This is a genomic window from Pseudanabaena sp. lw0831 (assembly GCF_016584665.1).
Lineage (GTDB): Bacteria > Cyanobacteriota > Cyanobacteriia > Pseudanabaenales > Pseudanabaenaceae > Pseudanabaena.
This window is the reverse complement of sequence record NZ_BBJB01000050.1, coordinates 1-21,390: the sequence shown is the minus strand read 5'-3', so window position 1 is coordinate 21,390 and position 21,390 is coordinate 1. Positions and strand designations below refer to the sequence as shown.

The following is a 21,390-nucleotide window of genomic DNA, read 5'->3' as shown; positions in this document are numbered from 1 at the left end:
ATTTCTGATGAGAAGATTTTCATTTCTTGCCGTTATTTCTTTAATTGTAGTTCTGTATTTCGCTCCCTTTGCCCTGTCAAAATCCGCTTTAGTAAATATTAAGATCATAGCTATCAATGATTTTCATGGAAATCTTGAGGCGGGAAATCTTACCTTTTCCCCTTCTGGTACTAGCGATCGCATTCCTGCTGGTGGTGTTGAATATTTAGCTACGCATATTAAAAATTTGCGAGTTGCTAACCCTCAGATTAAACCTCAAAATACCGTTACTGTTTCCGCAGGCGATACGGTGGGAGCCAGTCCGATGATCTCTGCTCTTTTTCATGACGAACCCGCAATTGAATCTCTAAATGCTCTAGGTTTAGAATTAAATGCCGTAGGTAATCATGAATTCGACGAAGGTGCGGAAGAGTTATACCGCAAGCAAAAAGGAGGATGTCATCCCGTCGATGGCTGTCGCGATGGGGATGGTTTTGGAGGCGCAAAATTCAAATTTCTTGCGGCTAATGTGATTAATTCCGAAAATGACAAACCTATTTTTCCTGCCTATCAGGTGCGTACCTTTGACGGTGTGAAGATGGCTTTCATCGGCATGACTTTAAAGGGAACGTCTAACTTAGTTAGCTCTTCTGGGATCGTGGGTCTAGAATTTAAAGATGAAGCTGCTACCGTTAACGCTTTAATTCCTGAATTAAAGAAGCAAGGTATTAAAGCGATCGCCGTTCTCTTGCATGAGGGCGGTCTTAATACGGGAAATTACAACGGTTGCGAGGGTATCTCTGGAGCGATCGTGGATATTGTCAAGCAGACCGATCCTGAGGTCGATCTATTTATTACAGGTCATACCCATCAGGCTTACAATTGCCAAATTGATCGCCGCCTTGTCACCAGTGCTTCTTTCTTCGGCAGATTAGTCAGCGACATTGATGTGACCTTAGATCGAGGGACGGGAGATGTCGCCTCGATGAGAGCCAATAATGTTGTCGTTACCCATGATGTGCCAAAGCATCCGGCTTTGACCCAGATCGTTCTTAAATACAAAGCCATTGCCGCTCCTCTAGTCAATCGGGCAATCGGTTCGATTACTGCCGATATTACCCGTACTCCCTATCTCAATGGTATTTCGCCTCTAGGCAGAGCGATCGCCGATGCTCAACTTAATGCCACTGCCGATCCCGATCTAGGTGGTGCAGTAGTTGCCTTCATGAATCCCGGAGGCATTCGCACCGACCTATCATATAGTGAGAGTGAAGATAAGGGTGTTGTGAGCTACGGTCAAGCTTTTGCCGTCCAACCCTTCCGAAATCGCTTAGTCACAATGACCTTGACGGGTAAGCAAATCAAACAGCTTTTAGAAAGTCAGTTTGATAATCCTCGTTTAGGACAAAATCGGATTCTTCAGGTTTCCCAAGGCTTTACCTATAGTTATAGTAATTCTGCTGCTTTGGGTGAAAGAGTCAGTAATATCGCGTTCGCAGGTATACCGATCGCACCCGTTCGCGACTATCGCATTACCGTGAATAGCTATCTAGCTGACGGTGGTGATAATTTTGCAGTGCTGAAAGAAGGACGCGATCGCTTAGTAGGAGTACTCGATATTGAAGCTCTCGAAACCTACTTCAAAATGCTATCGCCAATCTCTCCAAAATAACCCGCTCCAACCTCTTCACAAAAGCCGAATCCCGATCGCACGATAACTCCAAATACTCCGTAGCCCTAGTCATCGCTACATATAGCAACCTTGCTTCATCAGCGATCGCCTGAGACTGATTGGGCATAAATCCAACATCAGGAATAAACACCGCTGGAAACTCAAGTCCTTTGTTCTGAAGACAAGTAACTCTCGCGAGATAGTCAAGTCAATTAGTTTAACATTACTACTTGATCCCCAATATAAAGTTCCATCCGCAAGGAAATAATATATTGTTTCATAATAATTCTAGGCACGAGAAATATTGAATGCTTGTCCATTTGGATTGCCAAGGAGAAAGCAGAAAAAGTAGTCCGCTAGTGATAATCCCAGCAACGAATATACACTTGAATAGTGCGAAAAATATTGAGCTACTAGCTTGGCGAACGTTACTAATCTTGTCAAGCATTGTCAAACTAAAACGACTAAGAACCCATAACAAACTTCCAAAAGTTCCTACGAGTACGCCAGAAGCAAAAAAATCAAAACCAACACTCTCATTTGTTCTGCTTGTAATGAACGCAAAATTCATTGCAGTAGAAAAAACGTATAGCTGTAATGGGAATGCAACACCTTCGAGAATTCGGTCAATTCTAATTGTAAATGGAATCTGTCGTTTTGCAATCGCATGTCCTACGAGTAATATTACAAAAGGAATCAAGAAATAGAGGGCGTAATGAATAATATAGTAATCATAGGGATAGCTTCCATTAAAAAAGCTGAGATTGTTATTAAAATTGAGTCCCTTTGTTTTGATGTCCGCACAAAGTTCTGATTTGGTTGAATACTTTGTTAAAGCTTTTGTGGACTCATCAAACAAGAAGAACTTATTGTCAGTTTCGCCAATAATCGCACCATCATAAAAACCGATTTTGCCAACGCGATCGACAAAGACCTTCCTGTTATTATAGATTGCTGTGCCTTTAGCAGATGGAGGCAAGGTATCGTTATTGCCAATTTTATTTCCCCCAGGTGTTGAAGTTGACCATTCTGCAATTCCAATCGTTGCCCAAGCAGCAGACTGTAGACAGCAGATTAAAGCGATCAAAAACAGAAATTGGATGGGTTTTAAAACAATACGATTCATCAGATTTTTTTAGGATAGACAGTGAATATTTTTTTAAAGACTGCTATTTTTGGGGGTAGCTATAGGGTTAGTCCTAAAAAGGAAAGGATCGATTTTGTAATATTTTGCCTATTGTTTAGAGACAGTGACGATCTTATTTCTTTAACTTTAAATAAGTGTCCTTTCCTTTTTATGACTATCTTATTGTAAACATTGGCTTTGTTAGAAGATATCCCTCTCCAATCTCTTCACAAAAGCCGAATCCCGATCGCACGATAACTCTAAAAACTCAGTAGCCCTAGTCATCACCTAAAAGACTTGATTTTGTAGCGATCTCATATGGTTCTAGGGGAAAACCACAGCAGTGAGACTAAGATTTATTCCTGAATCTTAGTCTCACTGCTGTGAATGGTCTCGCCAAGGATATATAAATAAGACCGATAATCAACAATAAAAATTTTATGAACGCTGCTGTTGGTGAAACAATCGCAAGCCAGCCCATTTGAGAATCAAACAAAATTCCTACAAGTGATATGTCTTCTACAGCATCACACAATGCTGCAAACCATTGTCCCCAAGCTATCCATATACCTAAGTCTGACTCTAAAGTAACGGCAGTACGGATACATAGCAATGAAGATAGAGTCGAATAAACTATAAGAAATAGAAAATCTAGTCCAAGACTAAATGCTGCCCATCTCTTTTCTAATTCATCCCAGTTTTGAAGAACATTTACTGGGATGAACTCAAATTCAAGAATGCCAGGGTTTAACGGAATAAAAAAAAGAACTAAAGCTAGAGGTATCCCTAAGACTATTAACAGAGGGCATAACCACTTCACTTTAAAGCTATATCTTTTTAAAGGATGATCCATCATTGTTGACCTTTACATTTGCTTGCTATCAATATCATCTAGAGACGTTTCTCTCATTTCTATGGTCTTGACGATCCAATAAGCCCCAAAAACATATATTCCTGCTAGTTCAGCAAAATAAACAAAATGGTCTCTTGCTTCAGAACGGAATAGTAGTAATAAGGTTGCAAGCAACGGCAAACCAATCATTAAAAATCCCAAGGCTTTATATGCTAGTCCATATAAATTACGTTTCTCTGGAGGATTAATTAAGTAAAGTGTTTTCGGAGCCTGAAAAATACAAACAAAAGCGATCGCAGCAAAGAATAATAAGGCAAATATTCCGTGTAAATACGGAGATGTAAAGGTTTCACATTTAAGGGGATTTGAGGCTGATGTTGGAAATAAACTTACAAGAACTGCACAAATACCCGCAAAATTTAGGACATAATTTTCTAAATCTGTAAAGCCTTTATAACAGTAAAGAAAAACTCCTGTTGAGAATAGGCTTCCCACAAACACATCTCTCATAGACGTATGGTAATACGCACTTATTGAGTCTTGAAATTCAACTTGAAACAGCAATCCTCCCCACCATAAGATCAGAGGAAACAGTAAGCCTAGTGCAGCTAAACCGAGTCTAAACGTCGTATAGCTGTTACGTATATGGTCACGAACGTCTTTTGATGCCATAGTAAGTTTTTTGCATTCTGAAAATCATCTTAGAATGTTAATCTCAATGTATCGAAAAATCTATACCCGATCGCACTTCGTAACACCCAACCCTAAAGCACCCTCTCCAATCTCTTCACAAAAGCCGAATCCCGATCGCAAGACAACTCTAAAAACTCAGTAGCCCTAGTCATCGCCACATATAAAAGCCTCGCCTCGTCCGCGATCGCCTCTGACCGATTGGGCATAAATCCAACACCAGGAATAAACACCACTGGAAACTCAAGCCCTTTGCTACTATGCATCGTGAGTAATTTCACGCTTTGCGCTTCTGGCTTGTAACGCTTGCTGTTACTGTCTTCGTTCAACCATTCCACAGGTATACCGACATTTTTCAAAGCATGGCTAAGCGATCGCCCCATGAAGTCCGAACGATACAAAATCGCTATGTCATTCCAAGCGATCCCGCGATCGCGATATTCCCCTATGAGATCGCAGATATGTTTTGTCTCTGCTGTAAAACTAGATAACCTTGTCTTGCCACTTCCCGCCACACCATGAATAACCCGATGTCCGCCGCGTAGACTTCGCGCAAGTTGTTCCTGCTGCAAGTCCATGATTTTGATGAGGTCAGGTGCGATCGCTACTGGAATAACTACTTCATCCTCTTCTGGCTCAGGCAATAGTGACGGTTGAATCGCAATGTCTGGGAAAATATGCCAACGGATGCGATTGACTTGGTGCGGGCTTAGGGTGCGATCGAAATGATATGGGAACATATCCCAAAGTTTTTGTTGAAAATCGCCTCGGTCAACACTGTCATACATCTCATCTTGGCAGATGACTAAGTTTGACTCGATCGCATCGCCTAAACCTTGTTTATCAAACACTGCTCTTGTGATATTGGTAAACACCACACCGTAACCATAGGGAACGATACATTTACCAGCGTGGTCACTTGCGATCGCATGGACTAGCTCGGCATCACGTTCTAAGAGCTTGACTGCATGAAGGACATAGTTTCGAGCTTGTTCTAGGGGATTTTTGATTTGCTTGGGTTCGTTTGTGTTGCGATCGGCGATCGTCCAATTGGCTCTAGTGACATTTTTGATGGTGTCGATTTTCCAATCTTTGACCTCTAGCACCAGTAAGCCTCTCAACGGGTGCAACACAATAAAATCGGGATGCAGTTGCTTTTTGCCGATTGGTACGTCATACCAAATTAGATAATCGTCATCTAGTTTCTGCTCCAATCTCACCGCAAAGCGCTTTTCGCCTGATGTCATTCTGGCGACACAACTATTGAGGGATGGGATGAGAGAGGGCATTTTTAGATAAAAGTTTTCTAAATGATATAGCGAATGGCTCTTCAATAATATATTTATTTCTCTTGATAATAGAATATATATGAGTTTACTATGACTGCTTACACGTCAAGTAGGTAAGTTTAATAGTGCTTTAGAAGTATTTAACAAAAAAAACTATCCAATAACGAAAGAGTTGAAGTTGAGAGAGCTTGGCAAGTATTAGAAGTATTAGAAAAGGCTGTTAAGACTCGTAGCTATATTGGTACACAATGTTTGTGCAGTAACGTTTCCGTCCCCTTGCGGGGTTATAGGCATGAAAGTCGTGATCCTCAAAAACCTTCAATTTGGGTTACAGTTTCCGACCCTTGTGGGGTTATAGGCATGAAAGTCTTCAGAAACACGGCAACGTGGAACGCAAGAAGTACAGGTTTCCGTCCCCTTGCGGGGTGTTTGGGGTGAAAGTATTGCTTCTCCTTTTTCCAACGGTGGCAACAGTATTTATTGTTTCCGTCCCCTTGCGGGGTGTTTGGGGTGAAAGAATTCAAAACTTTGTGCATGTGGCAGATTTACAATGCAAGACTGGTTTCCGTCCCCTTGCGGGGTGTTTGGGGTGAAAGGGTTGCCAACCCAGACAAATGGTTTGGGTCGTACTTGCAAGAGTTTCCGTCCCCTTGCGGGGTGTTTGGGGTGAAAGAAGACCCAGTGTTTGTTAAAGTCGAGAATGTTCAGGTTTCCGTCCCCTTGCGGGGTGTTTGGGGTGAAAGAGTTTATTGGAATGGCAAAGATAGCTGGGGTGTTGTAGAGACTAAGAGTTTCCGTCCCCTTGCGGGGTGTTTGGGGTGAAAGATTGTTACTTTAGCCGTATTGATTGCGTAGGGATAATAGTGTTTCCGTCCCCTTGCGGGGTGTTTGGGGTGAAAGGTAGACGGTATCGAAAAGCAGATTGCATATGCGAATGTTTCCGTCCCCTTGCGGGGTGTTTGGGGTGAAAGTATTGTTGAAGACATAACCGATGAACAGGGCTTGCAAGGTTTCCGTCCCCTTGCGGGGTGTTTGGGGTGAAAGTCACAGTTACCAGTAATTGGTGTTCGTTTGAGAATAAGGTTTCCGTCCCCTTGCGGGGTGTCTGGGGTGAAAGAATTGCGAAGATGGCATTTTATCTGATTGCACTAAATGTTTCCGTGCCCTTGCGGGGTGTCTGGGGTGAAAGTTGCAACTGCAAACGAAAAAATCCAAAATTTGGCAAATCCTGTTTCCGTCCCCTTGCGGGGTGTCTGGGGTGAAAGAGGTGAAGTGGTTGCGGACAATACTGCACCAGCTAATAGCTACTCGTGTTTCCGTCCCCTTGCGGGGTGTCTGGGGTGAAAGAGCGAAGCTACATTCATTAGATTGCTTCGTGAACTCGGCGTTTCCGTCCCCTTGCGGGGTGTCTGGGGTGAAAGTGGTCTTTCCGCTTTGGTCTCCACTCGTTCTGTGAGTGCAAAGTTTCCGTCCCCTTGCGGGGTGTCTGGGGTGAAAGAATTAAAAGGGGAGTTACTATTCTTTATCGGCTGGTCATCTACCTTGAGTTTCCGTCCCCTTGCGGGGTGTCTGGGGTGAAAGTAATAGTGGATTCAATCCATCTCAGATTCAATCCCCAAGGGTTTCCGTCCCCTTGCGGGGTGTCTGGGGTGAAAGTAGAACGTAACAGCGATCTAGGTTTGGTTTCTGTCGATTTTGTTTCCGTCCCCTTGCGGGGTGTCTGGGGTGAAAGTCGCAAGCCTGCGAGTTTATTTCAAGCTTTCTAAATTTTATAGTTTCCGTCCCCTTGCGGGGTGTCTGGGGTGAAAGTCTCGATGGACAAATTGATGGATTTAATACAAGCGGTTTCCGTCCCCTTGCGGGGTGTCTGGGGTGAAAGACAGCAAAAGCTGAAGTTGACATTCGCATCAAAATTGGTTTCCGTCCCCTTGCGGGGTGTCTGGGGTGAAAGCAAGACGATCAAGAGAAACTTGCTAAAGAGCATCTTGCAGATAAAGGTTTCCGTCCCCTTGCGGGGTGTCTGGGGTGAAAGCCCTGAGGTAGAGTTTACTTCCGAGGACGCAGTTGACAAATCTAAGTTTCCGTCCCCTTGCGGGGTGTCTGGGGTGAAAGTCAAGACCAACTCGACGAATCTCGTCGCCTGCAAGCCCAACTGTTTCCGTCCCCTTGCGGGGTGTCTGGGGTGAAAGTGATCACGTGACGAATATAATTTGCACGTGGTTTGCGTTTCCGTCCCCTTGCGGGGTGTCTGGGGTGAAAGTTTAATAAAAGGCAGCCTCTACCATATTAAGGGTTGGGGAACGTTTCCGTCCCCTTGCGGGGTGTCTGGGGTGAAAGCGCAAGTTTGCAGGACATTAATACACTTTCTGCATACGACTTGTTTCCGTCCCCTTGCGGGGTGTCTGGGGTGAAAGCAGCACGATTATTTGCCCTAGGATACGATGGCTCAGGGTTTCCGTCCCCTTGCGGGGTGTCTGGGGTGAAAGCCCTCACATTTTTGAGGCTTACACAGTAAAGCTTTTAATAGGGGCGATCTCCATAGGTCTTTTACATAGTCAATAAGCTTGCTAAATTCGCAATAAGACTACAACTGTAAAGGCGGAAATCCTTATGGAGAGAGCGACCTCCATAGGTCAACGTAATAATGCGGTTTTCAAGGTTCTTGCCACCTATGGAGGTAACTGTAAAAACTATAATTGCTAAACCAAGTTTTTGTCTAGTTTCATAACATTAAATTATGTAAAAACTGGGTGGAGGTGCTGGCGGATTGCTGCCGACAGTTAGAGCCTTAGGCAAAGCATCCGACGGAATCCAGTACATCCGCACATTATCAGTCTCAGGCTTTACTCGTTTTTTAATTTTAACATGGAGTTTTTTCATGTCATCTAAACTTATAAAACACTCAAACACACTTTCTTGCACACGCCGCCCATGCCCCTCAAGAAAATTTGATAACTTGAGGCGACGCTTATCGTCAGCAATATCGTAGACCACCAAAACTAGCATTTAGTCATTCCTGCGAAACGCCTCATATGGTGCTTCGCTCAGCAAAGCCGACCGATACCGCCAAATTTGATGCTGAATCACATATTGAATTTAGATATTGATCAAGGTCTAAATTTAGTAACTATGGACGATCCTGCAATAGGTTAGAAACATTAAAAACTGCATTCATGAAGGCTATCTGGCTATTAGCTGGCAATATCCATTCATGTCTCTCAAAAATGTAAGTGGGTATAGTCGAGTTTTTAGGAGCGTAGATGATTATGGGAAGATCTAAGACTTTCAGGATATCTAAAATTTCCAAAATATTCTTATCTAAAGCTTTTTGTTCGTCTTTGGGTAGATCTTTGTCTCTTTCTTTAAAAAGATAAATCACCAAGTCCCAACTCTTAGGTTTAAATGTCTTAGTTGCAAAAGAAGATTCTTCAATCGGACTAATATATTGAAACTGCTTTTTCTTTAACCTTTCAATAGATTCTTGAATCGAGTCAAGTTGTTTTTGGTCGCCGATAATTATAATCCCTTTGCTTTTATAAGCAGTGTTGGACTTAACTGTTTCCTGTAAATCATCAAACTTGACTTGAATTTTGCTAATTTCTTTCTTAATTACTGCATCAAAGTCTGATTCTAGCTTTTTTGCCGCGATAGTACTAAATTCTTGAACTTGAGTTTGCAGATCTTTTTGAGTCTTCCAACCAAAGAAAGCGACTAATCCCGATAAAATAGCTAAGCTAAAGTAGAATACACGCTGTATTTCAGAATAAGTTTTTTCGACAAATTCATAATGACTTTTGCGCTCATTTTCTAAGCGAGACATCATGTCTTTGTTCTGTTCTTTCAGGTTCTTATATTCTTCCTTGATCAGTTCAATTTCTTTGTCATTGCGATCGGCAGGAACAACAGTAGATGGTTGAGATGTTTGAGCAAAAACAGGAAATCCCACAGATCCAGTGAGCAACAGCAAGATAAAGGTGATGGTAAATAGGGGTTTCACTGTTTTATACCAATTTATGCCATCTACATATATCACCTAGTTAGTTAATTCTGTCAATCTGTTGCGTATATTTTAAACTCAAGAATCAAGTCTCATGTATAGACCCCTTGCGGGGAAAAACTGGAACAGTAGTTGACTGTTAGCCAGCATTTTACGGATAAGAGTTTCCGTCCCCTTACGAGGAAGTTTCATTAGCTACTCAATAGAACACTGATAATTTGTAAATTTTGAAAAGCCTTGTCAACTTTTAAGTTGTTTAGTTTGTAATGTACTATTGCATCTGTACTTAAATCTACTAAGTATCTAGATTTTTTACTCTCCTTCTCTAACTCTTCATAAGCTTTTCTCAGAGTGCGGCTATTTAGCTCTTTGGCAAGCTCCCTAACATAGAGTCGTCTACAGTCATGTGGAGATTTACCACCATAAACACTAATATCAACACTTTTCAAACAAGCATAATATTCAACCCAGTGCAAAGCCGTATAGAAACACATTGTTACCGCCCAATCAGGGAATGTTTTTCTTGAGCTTTGAGCAGATTTATGATTGGATTTTGCTTGTTCTTGATACTTATTGTAAGTCATCATTACAAAGTTTATATAGCTACAAAATTAGCATTAGGGCTTGACCAAATTTTTTGAAATGCTTCCGAAGGCTCTACACTCGAATTGAAAATTTTAAAACTTTCAGGACAAATTTTAGAGAAATACTCAACACAATCAACCCCGAAATACCACTTTTCGCCAGACTTATCTCTTAAGTTCCATTCATAGTCAATTACTAAGTCTTGAATTTTATCCCAAGTTTCGTATGGCAATTCAGCATTACTAGGTTGCAATAGAATTTCAAATTCAATCCAGCAACGATTAGAAGCATCTGGGACAATAGCCCTAACGCTTTCTACGCCAACAAAAGACGCTAATTTTTTTCCCAATTCCTTAATGTCTGGAAAATCAGGATAATATGATTGCTTTGATTCAACAATAGTTAAAGGAGAGGAGTATTTTTTATTCCAGTTTATCTCCTGCACCTTACTAGAGGTAAGATCAAAAGGACTAGTTATAGAGCTATTAATCAATTTCATAGTTGGCTACTTATTCAAAAATTCATTGAGACGATCCCTTAGAAAGATTGCTTGCTTTTTCGTAAAAGCAAAATTTGCAACAGGCAACTTCACGCCTACATTTTTTTGTTCATCCTCAGCAAATGGACTATCCGAAAGAATTCCAGCAATCAGAATTCCATCCTCGACATCGATTGCAACTGAGACACCAGTTACTAAATACAATTTTTCTTTAGGTTTGTCTGCGCTAAACATATAACTACAAATATATAAAATTCAAGATATTTTTTTGAGAGTGGTTCTTGGTAGCTTAGTACTAGTTACCAAGAACCCAGCAAGATTTCAAGAATGAGCAGCTATTTAAGCTGTAAGTTTCTCAAAATCAGTAAATCTTGAAAATCTATCAGTAAAAGAAGTAGAAGGAACTTCACAAAATTCATATCTTGAGAGACAGGACTGAGATTGTGTAATTGTTGCCTTGTTAAATTGGTGCGTATGCAATGCAGGGTATAAATCAACTACTGGAGAATCTGACCTTCGATGTAACATCTGAGTTTCCATAAATAAACAGTGGAAAAATTATAACAGAAAAATAAAGATATTTAAGCGATATATTTTAGTTTTTTAGGTGTATTTTCATCCTTCATTTCTACAATCGACACCATGACAGTCTGCCCAACAGATAGATCGTCAAATATTTTAGGCTCTTTGTTAGAAAGCTTAATGATCGTCCCAATAATTTCATAGGTAATTTCTTTCCCTTTCTCCTTTTTGTTTACAATCTTTGCCTCGACAATTTGACCGATCGCAAAGTTTTGAGATTTTGCTGAAGCTTTTATCTCTGCTTGTTTTTGAGTTATTAAATCTTGCCCAGCCGATCGCTTTTCAGAAAATGCCTCTAGCTCACCAATCGGCGCAGTTTTGTAATAACGCATGAGCCTTGATGTCCAACCAAGAACTTGCAGCATTGCCAAACCATCAGCCTGATAGTCTCGAAGAAAGCGATCGCAAGCATTTTCAATACTGCGATAATAATCCAAAGTCTTGCCGCTATGACCGATTTGCTTGCCATTACTGACTAAAGTTTTAATATATTTAAAAAACTTAGAACCCGCATCAGACTTACTCACCGCCGCACGTAGATAAGCGATCGCTTTGCCTAATTCATTAACATCAGTCTCACTTTTGACCAGCTCAATCGCGATCGCATGGGCAGCTTGCCATTGAGATTCTGAGAGAGATTGAGCTTCGATGGATGATTCTATAGTTGCCATTTAGTACATTCCTGAAGGTGGTTGCAAATCAGAGGGATAGCGCAGCACTTCCGCTAACTGTTGTAATTGAGGAGATTGAATCAAACTAGAATGAGCTGCCTTAATTTGTGTTTGGATAAATACTTGCAGCTTATCTCCAGTCAGACGATTAGACTCAGTGGCAATATATGCAGAATAGCGATCGCGTAAATTGCCAGCCTGCTCAATGGCAGTTACGCTCACAGTCACAGTACCCATCCCAATTGGTTTGCCACCACCAACTTTCAAAGCGATCGGATAATTGGGATCTTGCCCTAACACAATTAAGAGCGTGCCTAACTCGGCTGGTTTGAGATTCTTAAAATGGATTTGGGTTGTAAAGGTAAAGTCCTTAGCGGCTTGTTGGACATTAGTTCCCTGATGTCCTTTATCAATAGACTTCGCAAAGTTGTAATAGAACTTGCGTCCTGCTGCCACACCTCTAGAGGTGTAGTAATTTCTTCTCTGGGTACGCGGTGCATACAAAGATGGCATAAACCCAGTGCCATAACTAGGATTTTCGCATTTAGCATCACTAAACTCTATTAAACCCTGCCAGTCTAAAGCCCCAAATACTTGGCTAGCAGGACATAGTTCATCCTTCTTTTTACAAGGCAACCGCTCTGAAGGAATTTTATCTCTATATCTTGGCGTGATTACGGCTAGAGTACTATTGGTAATTGCCTCATACACAGATCTGATGCATCCTTTTAAGGAGCTACCTTGAATCACAAGTTTTTGATCGTTGCCCTGAGTCATAGTCTTAATCAAGGCAACAGGAGAACCAATGTCACTCCCCAGTGCCACAACCCCCGTTGAGACATGAAGAGGCGTTTGGACTTTGAGCGTGAGATGTAATGTCCCATGAAGGCGATCGCCTAAATACTTATCATGTCCAGCAGGACGAGCCTTTGGTGGTGGCGATTTGGGGAAGCTGACTAGCTTGTAAGGCTTAAAAATATCAGATTCATTAGGGTCGTCTAACTCTGGACTTGAGGTAGGCGGAATTGGTTTTCTGGGTTTTGGTGGTGGCGCATTGGTCATGATTTTTCTCCAATCGATTTTTTAATCGTTAGCGCAACAAAATGCACAGTTGCAGTTTTTTTATCCCTAAAGTAACGCTGACCTATCTTTAGCTCTGGTGGATAATCAAATCCTTTAGGAAATCGAGTTTCAGTAGGTGGATAAAAATAAGCATCTTTATCCTCGGTTTCCCATTCTCGATCTAATGGCTCAAAATTTGGATATTCACGCGCAGTCGAACTTAAGAGAAATGCTTCATAGTTAGCACCTTTTTGTTTCCACCTTAGCTCTAACTCAGAGTTGAACATTTGTCCTTCAAGCATAGGAAAATTTCCAAGCTTTTTAGTAATTCCACTGACTCGATTTGCCCAGCGCAAAAAGTAATAGCTAGAGTCATTTGCTAGTTTAGAGATGAGGTTTTGAAGTTCATCGGCAGACAAAAGTTTTTGACTTATTCCCACAAAAGCACTCATGCTGCCGTCCTCTCTACTTTCAGCACTTTACTCCACGATTGCACTGCACATTGAAACAAATTTGGAACACCCGTTTCATCATTGCCATGCCAGCTCAGTTGTACACCTATATCGATATCCAATGGATTATTCTCTAAGCCAAACGTCAGTTGCATTTTTTTAGCTAAAACGGAAGTATCTTGGCGATCTTCTTGATTTTGGTCTGTTAAAAAGCCATAACGTTTCGCTTCTTCTAATGCTAAAAACTCACCTGCTCCCAGCAAAGTATTGTTTGCCCAACGCTTTTGCTGACCAAAATCATGAATTTGATTATCTCTGATTTCACAGCTAGGATATTGAACCACAGCTGAGTCTAGCTTTACTTGAACAGTCCCTAGTCCACGAGACTTTGCAAAGCCAATCCCAAACCAGCCATCATTGAGATCTCGTAGTACCAAGCCAATTAAGCCTAGTTGAGCCAAGGTAAAATTCTTAAGATGGATCTTAGTTTTAAACTCTCCTGCGGTACAAACTTGATAGTTAAAAGGTCCCACAGCCACTGAGCCAAATACGCGATCAATTGCCACTCCGTTACGCTCTTCCTTTTTTACAGGTTGTGCTTCTTCATCTGGATAAGCATCTTCAATTCTTATGCGACTAGCAATAGAAGTATTCCCGAATAACTGATCTGTGAAAGATGAGAGCTTATATATCTCTGCACCTAATTTTCCAGATTTGTTGTCTGGCAAGTAATCATATTTATCGTTTAAAGGGTCATTTGCCCATAGTTGTGATGAGTCGTCAGTGGGACGTTGATCGCTACCTACAGTCCTCACAATCCGTTCAGCATGAGCGCGTATCGCCCCCTTGAGGCTACTGCCAGGGAGATAAATGGTTTTGCCTCCTGCATGATAAGTCTCGACAAACTCCATATCAGGCTTAGTCGGATCGGCTCCTTCCTTGCCAGACTTAATCAGGATTGGTCCATCGGGAATAAGGCTAAGAGCGATCGTGCAGTGGTTCACCAGTCGCTTGTGCATAGAAAATCTCCAAAATTAATCCAATTTAAATTCTCAAATTTATACTGATGCTGTAGCGCGATCGCTAACTGTTTGTCTCAAATGCTCGATCAATGCTTGTATCCAATCATCTTTGAGATTTTGCCCTACATCCACATAGACTGTAGAATCTTTGGTAATAAGTCTTTGGAGATATTCGATTAATTTATCGGGGCTTCCCTCTGCATCAAACCATCGTAACTGCTCGATAGCTAAACGCACAACGCCTAAACCACGCGATCGCCCTCCACCAAGAGGAATTTGTTCAGTTTCAAACTGATGTAAACCGATCGTTAATAAACCTAACTCATGCTTTTCAGCATTTTCGACTATAGCTTTAAATTCAAAGGGAGTTCCCGCAGGTACTACTTGAAAATCATACAGTTTGCCATCTGCCGCAGTTTCCGTATCACGGTCAATAGCTACACCATCGCGTTCTTGATATTGTCCAAACCAATTGTCAGGCAATACTGTTAAGTCTCGTACTTGAAATTTACTAGCAAGCCAAGGTGAACCAAATAGATGGGAGGCTAAATCAGTTTGCTTCAAGATCTCAGTATTGAAAAGGGCATCATCTTTCAATCGCTCTTTAAGAGCATTAACTTGTGTAATGCGAGAAGAACTAGAGAGAACGGATGGGTCTTCAGCGAGCTGTAAATCAATTCCACGTAAAAAGCTTTCAAGGCGCGATCGCAAGGCTCCCTTAAAACTCGATCCTGGAATTAACGGACGACCAAAGGCATCTTTAATCACAGGCAAATCTGAACCAATTGGCTCAGTTGAGCGTCCCGCACTGACTCGCAAAGCAGTTACAGTCTTAAGAGTTCCAGTTATTTCTAAGCGATTTCTGAAAGTGTCAAACATAATATCTATTTCACTATTAAATCAGTTTTCTAGCGGATAAAGTCAACCAAATCGTAGATTTCAGAGAGGGGGATTTGCAAAGCGATCGCATACATCGTTAAAACCGAATCTAGGGATTCATATTCAGTTAATAGCCAGCCTTCATTTGTTTTTTTATATTGAGCAACATAAGGTTGATATTGCTCGACAAGAATATATTCTTTGAACTCAGGAATAGACCTGTAGTAATCGAATTTTTCTCCTTTATCGTAATTTTTAGTTGAGTTGGATAAAACTTCAATAATCACCGATGGATTAATAACTGTCGTGCGATTATCACCCTCAAACACTGGCTTACCATCGATCAACATCACATCAGGATAGGTATATTCACGATAACGAGGTATCCACAGCCGCATATCATTGACATAAAGGCGATATTCTTTGCCTTTTAGTAGCGATTGAAAATATGTCACTAAATTAATCGCAATCTGGTTATGTTCAGCAGTACCACCCGTCATCGGGACAATTTCTCCATCATGATATTCATTCCTAAATGCGGCGACTTCTTCTAGCTCTAGATATTCAGTTGGACTAAAGTATCGTTTCTGCGTTTGTATTGCCGTCATAGCGCTTATCTCCAAAAAGGATATTTAGTTACTAGGTGCTGTCTTCCCATCGCGTAGATACTTGAGATGGCGTGCGCCATAGCCCAGATATCGCCTAATCAGTTCCAGATGTATTGGTTTGAAATCTCCTGATTTAGTAGTATTCGCAATAGCCTGAGCGATCGCTTTAATTCTTACGTCAATATCACTAATGATTCTGGTGGCAAGGGACTGATCGCCTCTGCCCCATTTAGTATCACGCCCAACCTGATAGCGCAAAAAGTTTTTAATAACTTCAGCACTATCTGTCGTGTCCGAAACTCGCACTAAATTACGAAATTGCGACTCTTCAAGAATATCTCTACCAGATTTACCATATTGACATTCATCTAGAGCAGTTTGAATTGCTGTAACAATTTCATCTTCAGCCTGACGAATACTGCGCTGAACTTTAAGTTCTGTAGAATCTATTTTAGATTTAGAATCTATATTTGGGGTTTCTAAGCTCATACTGCCTCCTCTCTGAGTACTAAATGAAAATCGTTGCAAATTTGGACTTGTCCAAAACCTTCAGAAGTGCGATCGCCTACACCTCGGATTTCTAAATCTTCTAGCGCTTTAGCCCATTCTTCAAAACGATCGCTAGATACACTAAATAAATAAACTGCTCCTTTGTTTGTGACCATTTCCACATCTTTCATTAAGCCCCAAGCTGCATTCCAACCAGAGCGATAGTCATAGCTGCTATTAGTAACATGGAGCTTTAAAGATGAGTCTTGGATATCTGTAAACTTTTTAAGCATTTCAGCAGAAATTATAGTTGTTCGCATCCATTGCTCAGTCAAGATGGCATCAGATTGTAAGTCTAAAGTGAAGCACTTACGATTCGACAATATATCTTCATTGACATTACCAAAAACCTGCCACTCATTCCAACGTTTTTTTAGTTTTTTATTGAACCTATTAACTCGATTTACTAGATTAGATTCCAATTCAATTGGCTCGCTTGCAGTGATTTTAGTATTACCTAAACCTCTCGAAGCCGAGCCTCCCAAGCGGAAATTAGAAGTATTGACTTGGATAAAATTTTGCAAGCTATTTGCTATATTATCATCAACAAATATAGAACTTCGATAAATGATTGGCTTATTTTTATATTCTTGTGATTCATTCAAAACCTCAATACTATAAAGAATTTGCTCTTCAGATACAGATCTACGGCGATTAATTCCTACTCTAGTTAACAGGCGGTTATTAGTAGAGGTCTTAAAATACTGGTGCTCATTCTTGTTTTCATTCCGACTCTTTACTTTGCCATAAAAACTTGCAAAAGCATGAACAAGGCTGCCATCAGTTGGACAGTTTGGATCGTACAAACGACCGTAAGATTCAGCACAAAAGCTATCAATGAGACTATCAAAAACGCCATTATACTTAGGCTTAAATCCAGCTCTATTTTTAGAACTTAACGCCGTACTAGGCAAAACAGAAACTTCTGGTAAGAGGATATATGGATCGTCAACAGTTGCTAAATAAGCATTTTGAAAAATGGCGGGGCGATCGCTAAGAAATAATTGCTGAAAGTCGCCACCATTCTGAGATAGATCCTCTGACGAGCGACCTGATTGTTGCAAAATTTGCGATGCGATCGCACCACGAATCACTGTCCCAGATATATACTCATCGGCTTCACTCACTGAGCCACCAGGTTTTTGTCGCCCGATCGCTAATGGTGATACGGCTTTAATTTCTAGATTAATGCGTTTCATCGTTCACCACCTTTAGCTAAAAAGCTCCAAATCTCATCTTCAATTGCTAAGTTAGATGAGTCTATTTCCCAATGTAGCCAGCCTAAGCCTGCGGATCTGCTACCACCCAAAGCATTGATATGCCTTAGCCCTGCATATATAAGTGCCTTCGCAAAGTCAGGGCGATCGCTTGACCAGTTGGGCAACAAATGAATCTGACCTGTAAATCGCAAATTGGCATTTGCGGGAGAAGTCTCTAGAAAATAGAGTTTGCTTTCTTCGGCAGTTTGGCGACGACGATTGATCGTCACCCCAGGGCGGATCACTTCTGGTAAATTATTTGGATTTTCAATGCAAATGAGATCGTCGAAGAGAAGACGTGATGGTAAAACAGAATTTCCAAAAATTTGACAAATTAAGCAATGCTGTTCTCCCCTGACCCGATACTCATCACGTTCAAAATTGCCAGATAGTCCCTTCCTTTGTGGACACATTGTTTCAGGTTTAGGTGATTCGCAAATATCCCATTTTAAAGCTCTGGCAATTTTTTCGCACTCATGACGTAAGCGCCCTTTAACTTGTGATGCAGGAATTAGCAAATTCTTTTCGGCATTGCGAATAATGGGCTTATCCGCTAAGGAGCCAGCAGAGCCACCAGCTCCGACACTCAAGGCTGAATCGATAACTGCTGTAATTGAGATAGTCTCAATCGCATTTCTTAAAGAATCTAGAGTAATCATGACTTTACCTCCTGCGCTAATAACTCTTCAAATGCTCTATCCGTTGGCTCTTCAGGATCTTCAATAAAGTCATAAATATCCACAATATCGCGCCAGATTGTTTCATAAAAAGGTTCATGCTTATATTCTCTGGCTCCGTCATCGTACATCCAAGGAGCGATATATCCTTCATTGGTTTTGGCTTTGCACCACGCCTCTTCAAATTCTTGTTGTAGTTCTGGTTGTCCTGTTTTGAGACGAACTCGGAAGTAACGATAGTTGAGAATAGCGGTATGCTTGCCATTCTCTAATAAGGTACGAATTTGATAGAGCTGTGATTTTGGGAACTTGGCTTTTTTTAGAGCTTTAACAACTGCTATCAATCCACCTAACTCATGGAGAGTATAGGGTGCGGCATAGAATCTTAAATTTCCTTTAGTTAGCCCTTGCTTCCGAAATTTTTCGATATTAGAAGAAATCATTGTGACTGCCTTCATCGAGAGAAAGTCAATTGTGCCGCCAATATAGCCATCATCTTTTAAGGATTTACCACGCTTTTTGGCGGATTTGAGAAGGTCATCTGTTAACTTTTTGGCGTAATAGATCGGCGTGTCATCGGAGGCGATGAGTAAACCTGCGGAAACACTGATCTGACATTGTGATGGGGCTGTTGCTGTGGGCAGATATCGATGAAATTTGCTAAGGTTAACTGGCTTGCTTGATGGGGGAACTCGATAATCTCCTGAAATCTCTACCTTGAGATCGGTTTGCTTGAGTAGGATTTGCTCAAACTGTTCGCAAATTGTTTTGGCTATTTCTAATGCTTTATTGGCGGGAACGATCAGTAAGATGTCATCACCGCCGATAGTAATAATTTCAAAAGGATGAATGAGAGCACCGTCTTGCAGCCTTGACTCAGGATCGTTAATATTTTTGAGGGTATGGGGGTGTAAATGTTCTGATAGAGCTTGGTAAACAGCGTATTCTGTGGCTAGGGAAATATCTTGGCTGAACTCTTTGTATCTTTCGGGTGTGCGGATTTTTTGAATGTAACCACCCATGTTGTTGCCATCAGCATAGATATGTGCGACAAAACCTTTACTCATATTACTAATATGCTTAAGGGACTGAGCAATATCAACAGCTTCGGGCGATATGCTTTGATAGTATTGCTGTTTTTGGGTAGGATTTTCTTCCAGAAATTCATTGAAGCGAGAAATCCAGCCTTCCACTTCTGGTGGCTGCCAAGTTTGATTTAGTGAACTTTCGCGATACCAGTTAGGTATTGGAGCATCTTTTTTTACTCTTTCGCTAGTGGCGCGTTTACGAGCAACTGCCTCTGAGAAATGTGGTTTATTTGGCAAGTCTACTTGAATCGTGGAAGATCGCCGATCTGGCTCATCTCTTATAAGATACGGGTGGGTCTCAAATATTGGTGGATAGGCGCGGCTGGGGCGATCGCTAAATTCATTACCGCTACGTCTTTGGTTAAAGAGAACAGCGAGTTTTGTAGTAATTGCGTTAAAGCTTTGATAATTGCGGAATGCTTCTAGATCTGGTGATCCATCTTTAGATTTGCCGATGCAAGCTTGGACTATGGGGTTCTGATGGTTTTGGCGATACCAGTCTAACCAGTTGGTATCTTCAATTTTTTCTTGCAAGAGTCCAAAGCGAATCTCTGCCAAGCGAAAGGTGTCGCCGACAGCACAGGAGTTAGCGGTTAGGGTAACGTGGGTATAGCGCTTTTCAATAGCGTTTGCCAAGTCATTGATGTATGCGGCTGGACAGAAGGCGAGGATATTTCCACCTGTGGAGTAGACGATTAGCTCACTAATCAGCGCTTCTTGAAGATCGGGAAAATTTTTCTGTAGCCATTGTGAGATATCGATTATGCGATTTTTCCGAAAGAATTCTTTTAGCTCAATAAGATTGACATAATCGAGTAATGCGGAAGCGCCCCTAATATCTTGAATCTTGGAAGATTCAAATACATATTGTTTGATCTTGGTTGCTCCACCATTCACCAACCCGATTTTGGTCTGTTGATTCCAGATTTCGCTATATTCATTCTGAAACTGTTGCAGGGTTTCAGGGAAGTAATGTTCACTAATATTTTGGAGTTGCTGGACTTGCTCGACTATCGATCGCACTGCTTCGGGTACTTGGCGATCGCTATGGAGTGCCTGTCGCATTTCTTGCAGTACTGAGATCTCAAACTGCGGTTGTTTTTGTTCGCCCCAAGCAAGACACCATGCTAATGCGATCGTAATGTCTTTCTTGTGGTTTGTTGCCATTTGTCTGAATCCTTTCCTAAAACTTGATATCGAGTAAGGGGCGATCGCTAAGTCTGTATGTACTTTCGTATTGAGTTGCTGGCAGTAGCTAGATGCTTAATCAGTGATTTATCTAAAATTTCTAGCAGTATAACAGGATATAAGGAAAGGGCGCGTTCCAAAGTTGGGGTTGTTACAACTTTTATTTTTTGCGATCGCCTATCAAGGAAAAAGTTAAAAGTTAAAAGCCAAAAATTTGTTCCATATTTTTTCCTTCCGCCTTCCGTCTTTGCTAAGTAGATATGCAGAATTATTTACACATATTCATAGTAATGGGAAGATTCTAAGGATTACTTAATTGTGATCTAATTACTGTGAGATTAATTGCTCCACTTTCCCCTGAAACGACAAAGCTACTGTGGAGAATCTATCGTCAAAGTCACCGCTTTGCAATCCGTCAACGAGCACACTGTATTCTTTTGAGCGCTCAAGGGATAAGGATAGCGCAACTGATGCAAATTTTTGGGGTGAGTCGCAAAACGATTCATAACTGGTTTGTGGCTTGGGAAAGGCTCAAGTTGGTGGGATTATGTGACCGAGCAGGGCGAGGTCGTAAATCCACGTTTACCCTTGAGCAGCAAGAACAAATAAAACAATGGGTGAATCAATCACCGAAACAACTCAAGCGAGTGCTGCAAAATATTG

Annotated in this window: 21 protein-coding genes, 1 pseudogene and 1 CRISPR repeat array; of the genes and pseudogenes, 2 read left to right on the top strand and 20 right to left on the bottom strand. The window is 41.3% G+C overall.

Annotated elements, in window-relative coordinates:
* The first annotated feature begins 7 nt into the window (after positions 1-7).
* Positions 8-1,651: a bifunctional UDP-sugar hydrolase/5'-nucleotidase gene (locus APA_RS08890; protein ID WP_201321971.1), complete on the top strand. Its 1,644-nt coding sequence runs from the start codon at positions 8-10 to the stop codon at positions 1,649-1,651.
* Here the strand turns inward: APA_RS08890 and APA_RS08885 are convergent.
* The 20 genes and pseudogenes from APA_RS08885 to cas10 form a co-directional block, all read right to left on the bottom strand.
* Positions 1,620-1,829 (bottom strand): annotated as a pseudogene (locus APA_RS08885) (3'-5' exonuclease); the annotation flags it as partial. The gene APA_RS08890 and the pseudogene APA_RS08885 sit on opposite strands and share 32 nt — an antisense overlap.
* Positions 1,830-1,928: 99 nt before the next feature.
* A complete protein-coding gene (locus APA_RS08880) occupies positions 1,929-2,777 on the bottom strand; it encodes a hypothetical protein (protein ID WP_201321932.1) in 849 nt (282 codons plus the stop codon).
* Between the two features lie 349 nt (positions 2,778-3,126).
* Positions 3,127-3,630, bottom strand: coding sequence for a hypothetical protein (locus tag APA_RS08875; protein WP_236579469.1), 504 nt, complete (start codon positions 3,628-3,630; stop codon positions 3,127-3,129).
* Between the two features lie 12 nt (positions 3,631-3,642).
* A complete protein-coding gene (locus tag APA_RS08870; protein ID WP_201321930.1) occupies positions 3,643-4,302 on the bottom strand; it encodes a hypothetical protein in 660 nt (219 codons plus the stop codon).
* Positions 4,303-4,394: 92 nt separating this feature from the next.
* Complete coding sequence (locus APA_RS08865) at positions 4,395-5,609, bottom strand: nuclease-related domain-containing DEAD/DEAH box helicase (RefSeq protein WP_201321929.1); 1,215 nt, start codon at positions 5,607-5,609, stop codon at positions 4,395-4,397.
* A gap of 264 nt (positions 5,610-5,873) precedes the next feature.
* Positions 5,874-8,095: a CRISPR direct-repeat array (repeat unit 35 nt; unit sequence GTTTCCGTCCCCTTGCGGGGTGTCTGGGGTGAAAG).
* A 244-nt stretch (positions 8,096-8,339) separates the two neighbouring features.
* A complete protein-coding gene (gene cas2, locus APA_RS08860) occupies positions 8,340-8,615 on the bottom strand; it encodes a CRISPR-associated endonuclease Cas2 (protein WP_201321928.1) in 276 nt (91 codons plus the stop codon).
* A 121-nt stretch (positions 8,616-8,736) separates the two neighbouring features.
* Positions 8,737-9,606: a hypothetical protein gene (locus tag APA_RS08855; RefSeq protein WP_201321927.1), complete on the bottom strand. Its 870-nt coding sequence runs from the start codon at positions 9,604-9,606 to the stop codon at positions 8,737-8,739.
* Positions 9,607-9,797: 191 nt separating this feature from the next.
* A complete protein-coding gene (locus APA_RS08850) occupies positions 9,798-10,193 on the bottom strand; it encodes a hypothetical protein (RefSeq protein WP_201321926.1) in 396 nt (131 codons plus the stop codon).
* Between the two features lie 8 nt (positions 10,194-10,201).
* The gene (locus APA_RS08845; RefSeq protein ID WP_201321925.1) at positions 10,202-10,690 is read right to left on the bottom strand and encodes a hypothetical protein; all 489 of its coding nucleotides are present in this window, start codon (positions 10,688-10,690) and stop codon (positions 10,202-10,204) included.
* A gap of 6 nt (positions 10,691-10,696) precedes the next feature.
* Positions 10,697-10,924, bottom strand: coding sequence for a hypothetical protein (locus tag APA_RS08840; RefSeq protein WP_201321924.1), 228 nt, complete (start codon positions 10,922-10,924; stop codon positions 10,697-10,699).
* Positions 10,925-11,271: 347 nt separating this feature from the next.
* On the bottom strand, positions 11,272-11,943 hold the full coding sequence (locus tag APA_RS08835; RefSeq protein ID WP_201321923.1) for a hypothetical protein: 672 nt from the start codon (positions 11,941-11,943) through the stop codon (positions 11,272-11,274).
* Positions 11,944-13,005 carry an RAMP superfamily CRISPR-associated protein gene (locus tag APA_RS08830; protein ID WP_201321922.1) on the bottom strand — a complete coding sequence of 354 codons (1,062 nt, stop codon included), beginning with the start codon at positions 13,003-13,005 and terminating at the stop codon, positions 11,944-11,946.
* On the bottom strand, positions 13,002-13,457 hold the full coding sequence (locus APA_RS08825) for a hypothetical protein (protein WP_201321921.1): 456 nt from the start codon (positions 13,455-13,457) through the stop codon (positions 13,002-13,004). The genes APA_RS08830 and APA_RS08825 overlap by 4 nt, the downstream gene beginning before the upstream one ends.
* Positions 13,454-14,476, bottom strand: coding sequence for an RAMP superfamily CRISPR-associated protein (locus APA_RS08820; RefSeq protein ID WP_201321920.1), 1,023 nt, complete (start codon positions 14,474-14,476; stop codon positions 13,454-13,456). Before APA_RS08820 ends, APA_RS08825 begins: the two co-directional genes overlap by 4 nt.
* Before the next feature lie 39 nt (positions 14,477-14,515).
* Positions 14,516-15,358 (bottom strand): CRISPR-associated RAMP protein Csx7, encoded by an 843-nt coding sequence (gene csx7 / locus APA_RS08815; RefSeq protein ID WP_201321919.1) that lies wholly within the window; start codon positions 15,356-15,358, stop codon positions 14,516-14,518.
* Between the two features lie 29 nt (positions 15,359-15,387).
* Positions 15,388-15,966 carry a Uma2 family endonuclease gene (locus tag APA_RS08810; RefSeq protein ID WP_201321918.1) on the bottom strand — a complete coding sequence of 193 codons (579 nt, stop codon included), beginning with the start codon at positions 15,964-15,966 and terminating at the stop codon, positions 15,388-15,390.
* A gap of 24 nt (positions 15,967-15,990) precedes the next feature.
* Positions 15,991-16,455: a hypothetical protein gene (locus tag APA_RS08805; protein ID WP_201321917.1), complete on the bottom strand. Its 465-nt coding sequence runs from the start codon at positions 16,453-16,455 to the stop codon at positions 15,991-15,993.
* A complete protein-coding gene (gene csx10, locus APA_RS08800; protein WP_201321916.1) occupies positions 16,452-17,714 on the bottom strand; it encodes a CRISPR-associated RAMP protein Csx10 in 1,263 nt (420 codons plus the stop codon). The genes APA_RS08805 and csx10 overlap by 4 nt, the downstream gene beginning before the upstream one ends.
* Positions 17,711-18,433 carry an RAMP superfamily CRISPR-associated protein gene (locus APA_RS08795; RefSeq protein WP_201321915.1) on the bottom strand — a complete coding sequence of 241 codons (723 nt, stop codon included), beginning with the start codon at positions 18,431-18,433 and terminating at the stop codon, positions 17,711-17,713. The genes csx10 and APA_RS08795 overlap by 4 nt, the downstream gene beginning before the upstream one ends.
* Positions 18,430-20,706, bottom strand: a complete 2,277-nt coding sequence (gene cas10, locus APA_RS08790) for a type III-B CRISPR-associated protein Cas10/Cmr2 (RefSeq protein WP_236579468.1) — start codon at positions 20,704-20,706, stop codon at positions 18,430-18,432. The genes APA_RS08795 and cas10 overlap by 4 nt, the downstream gene beginning before the upstream one ends.
* Positions 20,707-21,059: 353 nt before the next feature.
* Between cas10 and APA_RS25745 the strand changes: the two genes are divergently transcribed.
* The coding region (locus APA_RS25745) for a helix-turn-helix domain-containing protein (protein WP_201321415.1) at positions 21,060-21,390 on the top strand (331 nt) is incomplete at its 3' end.

Bases quoted from the DNA above. Each gene is read 5' to 3' on its own strand.
- cas10 (WP_236579468.1), bottom strand. From the start codon at position 20,706: ATGGCAACAAACCACAAGAAAGACATTACGATCGCATTAGCATGGTGT.
- APA_RS08870 (WP_201321930.1), bottom strand. From the start codon at position 4,302: ATGGCATCAAAAGACGTTCGTGACCATATACGTAACAGCTATACGACG.
- csx7 (WP_201321919.1), bottom strand. From the start codon at position 15,358: ATGTTTGACACTTTCAGAAATCGCTTAGAAATAACTGGAACTCTTAAG.
- APA_RS08820 (WP_201321920.1), bottom strand. From the start codon at position 14,476: ATGCACAAGCGACTGGTGAACCACTGCACGATCGCTCTTAGCCTTATT.
- APA_RS08845 (WP_201321925.1), bottom strand. From the start codon at position 10,690: ATGAAATTGATTAATAGCTCTATAACTAGTCCTTTTGATCTTACCTCT.
- cas2 (WP_201321928.1), bottom strand. From the start codon at position 8,615: ATGCTAGTTTTGGTGGTCTACGATATTGCTGACGATAAGCGTCGCCTC.
- APA_RS08890 (WP_201321971.1), top strand. From the start codon at position 8: ATGAGAAGATTTTCATTTCTTGCCGTTATTTCTTTAATTGTAGTTCTG.
- APA_RS08795 (WP_201321915.1), bottom strand. From the start codon at position 18,433: ATGATTACTCTAGATTCTTTAAGAAATGCGATTGAGACTATCTCAATT.
- APA_RS08880 (WP_201321932.1), bottom strand. From the start codon at position 2,777: ATGAATCGTATTGTTTTAAAACCCATCCAATTTCTGTTTTTGATCGCT.
- APA_RS08865 (WP_201321929.1), bottom strand. From the start codon at position 5,609: ATGCCCTCTCTCATCCCATCCCTCAATAGTTGTGTCGCCAGAATGACA.
- APA_RS08840 (WP_201321924.1), bottom strand. From the start codon at position 10,924: ATGTTTAGCGCAGACAAACCTAAAGAAAAATTGTATTTAGTAACTGGT.
- APA_RS08825 (WP_201321921.1), bottom strand. From the start codon at position 13,457: ATGAGTGCTTTTGTGGGAATAAGTCAAAAACTTTTGTCTGCCGATGAA.
- csx10 (WP_201321916.1), bottom strand. From the start codon at position 17,714: ATGAAACGCATTAATCTAGAAATTAAAGCCGTATCACCATTAGCGATC.
- APA_RS08805 (WP_201321917.1), bottom strand. From the start codon at position 16,455: ATGAGCTTAGAAACCCCAAATATAGATTCTAAATCTAAAATAGATTCT.
- APA_RS08810 (WP_201321918.1), bottom strand. From the start codon at position 15,966: ATGACGGCAATACAAACGCAGAAACGATACTTTAGTCCAACTGAATAT.
- APA_RS08850 (WP_201321926.1), bottom strand. From the start codon at position 10,193: ATGATGACTTACAATAAGTATCAAGAACAAGCAAAATCCAATCATAAA.
- APA_RS08830 (WP_201321922.1), bottom strand. From the start codon at position 13,005: ATGACCAATGCGCCACCACCAAAACCCAGAAAACCAATTCCGCCTACC.
- APA_RS08875 (WP_236579469.1), bottom strand. From the start codon at position 3,630: ATGGATCATCCTTTAAAAAGATATAGCTTTAAAGTGAAGTGGTTATGC.
- APA_RS08835 (WP_201321923.1), bottom strand. From the start codon at position 11,943: ATGGCAACTATAGAATCATCCATCGAAGCTCAATCTCTCTCAGAATCT.